The 8,234-nt window shown below is 35.9% G+C and carries 8 protein-coding genes; 1 reads left to right on the forward strand and 7 read right to left on the reverse strand.

From position 1 onward, the window contains the following. Window positions 1–160 precede the first annotated feature (160 nt). Together WD019_RS21015 and WD019_RS21020 are read right to left on the reverse strand one after the other, a co-directional pair. Window positions 161–745 (reverse strand): phospholipase D-like domain-containing protein, encoded by a 585-nt coding sequence (locus tag WD019_RS21015; protein WP_425712719.1) that lies wholly within the window; start codon window positions 743–745, stop codon window positions 161–163. After that, the gene (locus WD019_RS21020) at window positions 745–1,068 is read right to left on the reverse strand and encodes a nucleoside triphosphate pyrophosphohydrolase (protein WP_425712725.1); all 324 of its coding nucleotides are present in this window, start codon (window positions 1,066–1,068) and stop codon (window positions 745–747) included. Before WD019_RS21020 ends, WD019_RS21015 begins: the two co-directional genes overlap by 1 nt. Before the next feature lie 313 nt (window positions 1,069–1,381). Here WD019_RS21020 and WD019_RS21025 point away from each other — a divergent pair, with 313 nt between their 5' ends. Next, entirely contained in the window at window positions 1,382–1,783 is a 402-nt protein-coding gene (locus WD019_RS21025; protein WP_425712720.1) for a (deoxy)nucleoside triphosphate pyrophosphohydrolase, read from the forward strand. A gap of 19 nt (window positions 1,784–1,802) precedes the next feature. On the opposite strand, the gene WD019_RS21030 is transcribed toward WD019_RS21025, so the two are convergent. The 5 genes from WD019_RS21030 to WD019_RS21050 all read right to left on the reverse strand — a co-directional run. After that, window positions 1,803–4,616, reverse strand: a complete 2,814-nt coding sequence (locus WD019_RS21030; RefSeq protein ID WP_425712721.1) for a DEAD/DEAH box helicase — start codon at window positions 4,614–4,616, stop codon at window positions 1,803–1,805. A 151-nt stretch (window positions 4,617–4,767) separates the two neighbouring features. Beyond that, the gene (locus WD019_RS21035; protein ID WP_425712726.1) at window positions 4,768–5,307 is read right to left on the reverse strand and encodes a competence protein ComK; all 540 of its coding nucleotides are present in this window, start codon (window positions 5,305–5,307) and stop codon (window positions 4,768–4,770) included. Between the two features lie 160 nt (window positions 5,308–5,467). Further along, window positions 5,468–6,496, reverse strand: a complete 1,029-nt coding sequence (locus WD019_RS21040; RefSeq protein WP_425712722.1) for a DNA sulfur modification protein DndB — start codon at window positions 6,494–6,496, stop codon at window positions 5,468–5,470. Then, the gene (locus tag WD019_RS21045; RefSeq protein ID WP_425712723.1) at window positions 6,493–7,593 is read right to left on the reverse strand and encodes a DNA sulfur modification protein DndB; all 1,101 of its coding nucleotides are present in this window, start codon (window positions 7,591–7,593) and stop codon (window positions 6,493–6,495) included. The genes WD019_RS21040 and WD019_RS21045 overlap by 4 nt, the downstream gene beginning before the upstream one ends. Before the next feature lie 143 nt (window positions 7,594–7,736). Beyond that, a partial coding sequence (locus tag WD019_RS21050) for a hypothetical protein (protein ID WP_425712724.1) occupies window positions 7,737–8,234 on the reverse strand: 498 nt, incomplete at its 5' end.

Genomic DNA, 8,234 nt, shown 5'->3' on the forward strand with positions numbered 1-8,234 from the left:
CAAAAATTTTAGTTTTTTATTAAAAGGAACTTTTTCAGTGGCCTCCCTTCAGGACGCGTTTTTGTCCTTGAGCGGTGTGCTATAAAACAAATTTGAAATTGAAAAGTAATTTGAAAACAATAGACTAGAGCAAGGATATAAACTACCGGTATTAGAAACGTTAATGGCTCAATTTAGTGTGAGCAAAGCACGAAACGAAATCTTTAGACCTGTGGGAAAAAGGGGTCGTGTTCCAGGATGCTAGAGGCACAGGAATATTTGTGAGTGCATATGAAAAAAGGGTTAATTCGTGTTCGAAAATCTTGGAGAACTGATCAAGCGCTTCCGCATACGTGGCAGGCTCGAATTCTTCTTTTAAGGAAATGTTCCACTCGACACCTGTCGTTAAGGCTGAACGCGATAAATTGGACGAACCGACGATAAAGAAATTGTCTCCTTTCTCGCCTCCAAATAAATACGCCTTCGGGTGAAAAGATTTTCCGTTGCTTTTAAACAGCCGGACTTCAATGCTATCGTGAATGTGCAACAAATTTTCAAGCGCGTCCGGGTGGGTGACAAACAAATAATTACCCGCACATACTTTCACTTCTGCTCCCCGCTCCAACGCTTCCTTTAAAAAAGGAGCCAGCAACTGGACTCCCGATCTCATCAAAAATGAAGTTAAAATATAAATTGAATCCGACTGCCGAATGCCTTCTACTACCTCGTCTATTAATCGTTCAGTGATTAACTTTACGTTCGGCATCAGTCTTCAACATCCACGAGGAAAATCCGCTCTTGAAAACCGCCACGTTTTTCCGCTTTCTCTTTGCGAACTTCTTCGATCTTATCAAAAGAAACGCCATGAACGGAAGCTAATGCGTGCATCAATTCAAGAAGGTCGGCCAATTCTTCAACGGCCTGTTCATCGTTTTCCGCTGCTGCGTACTCATCCAATTCTTCATAACATTTCTTTTTCAATTCTTTAACATACTCGTCATTTGCTAGAATCGTAGTATTGTAGGCTTTCCCCGTCGCCACAATGATTTCAGGTATTTTATCGCGAACTAATTTGTTGTATGTTGGCATCATTTCACCTTTCCTTATTGATTTGTTCTACTTTGAAGTTCTTTTCCATTCTAGCAAAAAAGGCATACCAAAAGTTTTTCCATTAATCATTTTAGGATGGATAAATAAAGAGGATATTCCTTTCATGGCATGATTCAGCTCGTTTATGATAATATGAATGAAGATCTTTATTCCAATTTGGCATTATTCTTTAGGGATCATTTTCCTAATCTTCTTATGGATGCAAAGGGTATGTATAAATGAATCGAGAAAGAATCGACTGTGTAGATTTTGAAATTAACCAGAAATCTTTTTATATAAAGGAATGATTAAATTGAAGAAACATATAAAAGTTGTCGCAGCCATTATTGAAAATGAACAAGGTGAAATTTTGTGTGCCTTACGCTCCCCTGAAATGTCTATTCCAAATATGTGGGAATTTCCTGGTGGAAAAGTAGAGACGAACGAGGATATTTACTCTGCACTAAAAAGGGAAATTGAAGAAGAGTTAAACTGCAAAATTGAGACATCAAATAAAGTTTATAATGACAATACCCATGAATACGAAACATTTACGATTAATTTAATTTCAATAAAGTGTAAGATTGTAGAAGGGGAACCTACACCAAATGAACATTCAAAGCTTATTTGGTTCAAAAGAGAAAATCTAGCCTCTTTAAAATGGGCACCTGCGGATATTCCAGCGGTCGAACAGTTAATAAATGAAAAAGTATAGTCTTCTCAATATGAGAGGACTATACTTTTTTTGTGAATTCTGTATATAAATTTGGTGGTACTTCATTCTCTAATTCCATTCGTACTGTAATCGGCTTTTCACCTTCAAAGTAAATAGAATTTCCCTTGCCTATATAAATATAGGGCTCAGTTTTCCCATCGATTTTCCGATACTTTCTAATAAATAAATGAAGATTGATTCCGCGCTGCTTATTAAAAATAATATTCTTCCCTCTTTCAGATTGCTGGGTAGTAGTGTTCACAGACTGCCATTGAAATTCATGTGGATTAATAAATTTATCTTTGTAGTTGATACTTTCCTTTACATTCTCTTCCTTATGCAAGTCAATAAATAGAAAATATTCATTACCATTTGTAAGAAGGCCCGAGCCTCTAAAGGAACTATGGATTTTTCGATAATTTGAAAGTAGGGCAGCGTCTACCATATGATATTGTTCATAAAGTTTAAAATGTGGAACTCCATAGTATTCACTTTTAAATTCTTTCTCATAACGAAAGATTCCATAAGTTATAATGTCTTCAATATATTTTTGGTACTCTACATTCTCTAATAAACCTTTGAAAATTTCGGATTTAACTAATTTACCGTCACTATACAAGAATAATTTTGGCTTACTTTTTATCTGGACACTATCATAATAGTTTTGATTTAAACATTCAAATGCGTGTAATATACTATCATCATCCACAGCCTTTACCATTTTTAAGATTTGCTGTTTTGCGATTTCGACCGTAATTTCATCATACTCTAACAAATAGCGAATAATCACAAATTCATGAATTCGTTTAATTGGAAGTTTACTTGAAAGTTCCTTTATAGCTCCTTCAAATGTTTCATTCAATAAAAGACTTTTTAAATCCTCTTCCTTTTCTACTTTCGCTAAAAACTGTAAATACGACTTTTCTTTTTCAATAAATTTAATAGGATCTGGTGCACCGTCATATTTAAGATAATCTAATAATAAATAAGGAATTCGCCCTTGATTAAGTTTTTTAAATTCAAAGTACTCGTTCTTTAGGTAACTCATAGAATTGAAGTTTTCCTTATCAATCTGGGCTAAGATCCTTTCTTGTGATATCTTATCCATTTGAATATGAGTGCAACCTGGAATATTCGCAAATCCAGTTGCTATCGCTACTTTCAAGCTTTCTTTATCGTAGTAACGGCTTCCATTTAAAGCCAACGCAATAAGGAACGTTTTATTATGGTTTCCGATAAAATCTAGAACAGTTAAGAACTTTTTATTTGCATGTTTTCTCAGGCCCCTACCAAGTTGCTGAATAAAGACAATAGGGGAATTGGTTGGTCTAAGCATTAACACTGTATTGATTGAAGGAATGTCTACTCCCTCATTAAAAATATCAACCGTGAAAATAAATTCTAAATCATCATGATCACTTTCTAATCTATTAATATAACCTTCCCGAGCACTCGGTGGATCCCCACCATGTAAACAAACGCTTTTATATCCCCTTTTATTAAATTCACTGGTCATGTACTGCGCATGGTCAATACTTGCGCAAAAACCAATACCTTTCCTTTTGTCACCATCATGACCATAGAAATCCATTTTTTCGATAATAAAATCAACACGTTCATTTACCTTTAACCGCTTTGTAATTTCACCAATATCGTCAATATTAACATCACTAAGGTCAATCCCTTCAATATCCGTAATTCCAAAATAATGAAAGGGAATAACTAACTCGTCTTCTAAAGCTTCATGTAACCGAACTTCTAATGCAACATTATTATCAAAAAGATCAAAAACATTATAACCGTCACTTCGCTCTGGGGTTGCTGTCATTCCTAAAGTAAACTTAGGATCAAAGTAATTTAAAACTCTTTGATATGTCGGACTAGTTGCATGATGAGCCTCATCAATGATCAAATAATCAAATTCATCCTTTTTAAATTCATATAAGCATTTAGAAATGGTTTGAATAGTAGCAAATACATAATCGACGTTTCGCTGCTTATGATTACCCGTTAGGAGACCAAATGTCAGACCTTCATTCGGAAGAAGCATTTCAAACGTATCTTTCGCTTTTTTTAATATCTCTTCCCTATGTACAATAAAAAGAAGCTTTTTTGGTTTAAATTTTTTCACATCAAATGCTGACATATATGTTTTTCCCGTACCGGTAGCCGCAATAACAAGTGCCTTTTTTTCTCCATAGCTTCTAAGTCTTTCTAAGTTCTCGGTAGCACGCTTTTGCATTCTATTTGGGACTATATATTGTCTTTTTTCAAAAATCATTTGATGACTATTTTCAGCCCTTTTGAAGTTTTTTAAAAATTCCTCATATCTTTTAATGAAATCTATATCTGCATCCTCACTCATTTCCCAAAGAGTTTCATATTCTTTTAAAACATCCTGAACAAAATAGGCATTCTCTTTTGTAATGATCTCAACGTTCCACTCAATATTACTTTTTAAAGCGCTTTGTGTAATATTGGATGAACCAATAATTACTTTGTAGCTATCTTTATACTCAAATATGTATGCTTTCGTATGGAAACCAATTTCTTTATCCGTCACAAAAACCTTTAAATCGATATTTTTAAACTGTTTAATTTTTTCTAAGGCCTTTACATCTGTAAAATTGAGATAAGTGGAAGTAATAATTTTCCCTTCAACTCCCTTATCTTCAACTTCTTTTAATGGATCAAGGAGAAGCTGTAAGCCACTGAAATTTATAAAGGCAACACTAAAATAAAACCGTTGACATTCGTTCATCGATTTTATTAGTTCTTTTAATAGATTCCCCTTCTCTGAATTAACAATTAACTTTTTTTCCACCGCTTCCATTTGATTGCTCCTGCCTATTAGTATGTTTATACTCAATTTACATTTTTTATCGGATTATAAGCGAATTGTACTATATTTTAGGATAAATAAAAAGGTTATCTCTCAATGAAAAAAGGCGTACCAAATGTAGTACACCTTTTTCACACAATTATTATTCATCTGATTGATCATCATCATCGTCTTCCGGAGGAAGGGATGGATTGATCTTATAATCTTCTGACAATTCCTTGATTCTGTCCATCAATGCGCTGCGCAGCCGGGCGGCCCGGTTGATTTTGCTCTCAACGGCTTCTTTTTGTTGTGAAATCGGGATGAGGAACCCGTTTTTCATCAGCACGTCACAGGAACGGGACGTTTTGCGAAGCGCTTTATAGATATGAGATAGCGACAACCATATGCACTCCGGGTTTTTCGGTGAGGCAGTCGGAAACATGTAAATGTCATGTTGCTCACAGACAGCAATTGGCAACAACGATTTAAGCCCGGTCAACTGTCTCGTCCCTTCCTTTTTCCCTTCATAACTCGAGCCATTCTCCACACAATTGTATTTGATAATATTCAGCGGTTTATCCGCGATAATCAATGTTCCATATAAATCGACTACTTTCGTATGTAACTCTCCATACTTCGTCCAAACCGGCAACAAAGCCATTGTCGTTTTCAAAATATCATAGTTTTCGATTTTTTTTATTTTAAGTCAGCTCCTTTTTTAGAATTTGGATGTTTTAAAATTCTAAAAAAAGGGGTATACTGTGTATAAGTTGGGTATACCCCAGCCGTTTGTACCCTTAAGTAGCGGTCCGGCAAGACATTCTACTTAAGGGTATTCTTATGTACAATTCACATTGACCTCACCCCCTAACTGATTCAAACCAGTCTACGAGTTTAATAACATTGGCACGTTCATGTTCAAGATAGAAATAGCCTTTTTTCCCTTTCCTTCGTCCTTTAAATTCCCTCCATTTTTTATTCGAATAGTCCCAGTTAACCGCTTTTAATTTATCCATGCGCTGTACAACCGTTTTTTTCTGCTCGTTTACCGAAAGATTTTTCGTACCTTTAATGGCATAATAGGCCAATGCCAGCTGAACGGTATGGCTTGCTAGCATTGTCACCTCATAATCACCGATCGTCTCCGGCGGTTGTAGCTGAAATAAGCATTGAAACCATGTATTAATAATGTCGACGTGATCTTCTCTTGATTTCTTCCTCGTGATTTTTTCAGGCACATCCATCTTTAATTCACCAATTAAAAAAACGGTGACAATAAGCCGGAGCTGCGAAAGTGAAAGGAGATTCCGGTTGGGCGGCTTAATTAACGCCCGTTTCTCTGTTTCCACACCGGCCCGTTTTAATGATTCGTTTTGCAATAAAACAAGATTCGTAATTTGATTAATTTCCGTTCGCGAATCATAAGCAATAAGCTTAGAGAGGGCAACTTTTTTACCTTTCGTATTAAAATCAACAAACAATTGATCTCGGCTTTTTTCTGTTAAACCATGAAACACTTGAAATGCGAGGGAAGATTCCTTGAATGATTTTAACTGTTTATACGCCTCCTCCATCTCCCGGTCATCATGGCTGTCCGTCTTATTCATAATCGTTTGATGAAGCAATCGGATCGCTTCAAGCCGTTGGGATCCGTCAATCACCTGGTATTTTCTTAATGTCTTCGATTTTGAAGGATCGTCCATTGTATTGACAACAATTGGTGGAATATAAATATGATTGGTTTTTTCGTTATCCATAAAATATTCTTTCAATTGCTTAACCCGTTTTGCATAAGAATCCCTTAATTCAAATTGATGATTTTTCATCATAACAATAATTTCTTCAAGCGAAAGTGTCATATAAGACTGAGTGACTGATTCAATACTCATAATGATCTCGCCTTTCGTTTTGCCATAATTTGATCTATAAATTTATTGGCGATGGATGTAATTGCCGTTATAGAAGAATGGTTGATTAGTAGTTTTTTATTCGAATCAAAGAGGGTTGCAAAGAGTGGGTCATCATGACGCCATGTGCACGAATCTTTTAATATTCCTAACAAATCAATGGCTTCTTGATGTGTAACTTGATGATACCGTTTAATCAAATAGACAGTGTAGGCAAGTGCGATTTGGATGCCGCTTAATCCGCAGACATATCGTTTCCGGTCATGCATTTTAGAAGGAAATAACTCCAGCCATTTCAGAAAAAACGAGCAAGCGACTGTATGCGCTCCATCCGGATTTAACCCTTTAAAGTATGGATCCCCTTTTTTCACCGTTAATACGCCTTCGAACAGGGCGGTGAGACATCTTTTCATTGTTGTCATCGTCGTAATTGAAGCGCTTTCTTTTGAAATTCGCGATAGTCGCTCTTCAATATCAAGCTCATCCCGTAACGATTCTACAACTTTTCTTGTCAATTCCGCATACTTATCTCGATGGTCGTACTGTAAAATTAGTCCGCTATGTAATTCTTTTCTTTCCATATTGATATCAGAGAACAGCTGTTTCTCTTCCTCTGGCGTTAAATTCAAATAGATTTGCATAGTGACCGGATAGTCTTCCAGCTTTTTAATCATTTCATTGTAATGTTCCAATTCTTCTTTATATTGGACGGAATCTTCTAACGTAGTTTTTTCCCCTCCGAGCTTCCTGTAAGTGGAAGAAAGTGCCAAAATTCGATGTTGGCCATCGAGGACATACAGTTTGTCCCCTACCTTCATCTCCCAACCATTACCAACCTGTTTTAAATTGCCCCGGGAAGAAAAGACACATGGGGAAAAGTAAAAGAATCCTGTCTCGAGTGACTTCATAATAAAATCACGGATCGCAGCCCGTTTCTGTACATCCAATTCACGCTGTACATGTCGATCAACTTCAAATAACGATTCTAAATACTTATATTTCATTTGCGTAACAAGGACTTCTTTACCAAATTGTTTGTAAATATATCCATTAATCCTAGTTGTTAACTCATTTTCCATTTGATCCTCCTCCCAGAAATTATTATACATGACTTTATACCTAATTTGAATACTATTTTTACAATTTTCTATAAATTCAGGCGAACTATTTTGGTTTTAGTAGATTGTTGACAATGTCAACAATTTATTGTATGTTTGAAATTTTAACAATTTACATTTTTTGTTTCCTTATATAAACTGCACTGTTCTCTTAAAATACAGTCTTCATGAATCGGCTTTGGTTTGCAAATGGTTCGTGTGAAGTCTATTAATGCATAATTAAATTCTTTAAAATGTTTCTCTGGTGTGATTCTATCCGCGAGCAGGATGAACCATTTTTTACGCCTTGTTTCCCCGTCCGTCGGAAATCCGAAATATCGTCCATACAGCCTGACAATGTTGCTGTCAATGATGACATCACGAACACCGAGATGTAACGATCTATATGCTGCGGAAATATAATCACCAATCCCCGGTAACTTGAGCAATTCATCCTTCTCACCCGGTATATCTTTATGAACTATCGCCTCTGCAAGCTTTCGTAACGTTGCCTCTCTCCACCGTAACCCGAGATGTGTCAAAACATTCGGGTTCTTATCCTTTAAAAATTCAAGTGGAGTCCCATATTTTTTCGTGAATGATTCATAAACTGGATGAACTTG

This window comes from Fictibacillus sp. Mic-4, assembly GCF_049843615.1.
GTDB lineage: Bacteria > Bacillota > Bacilli > Bacillales > Fictibacillaceae > Fictibacillus_A > Fictibacillus_A gelatini.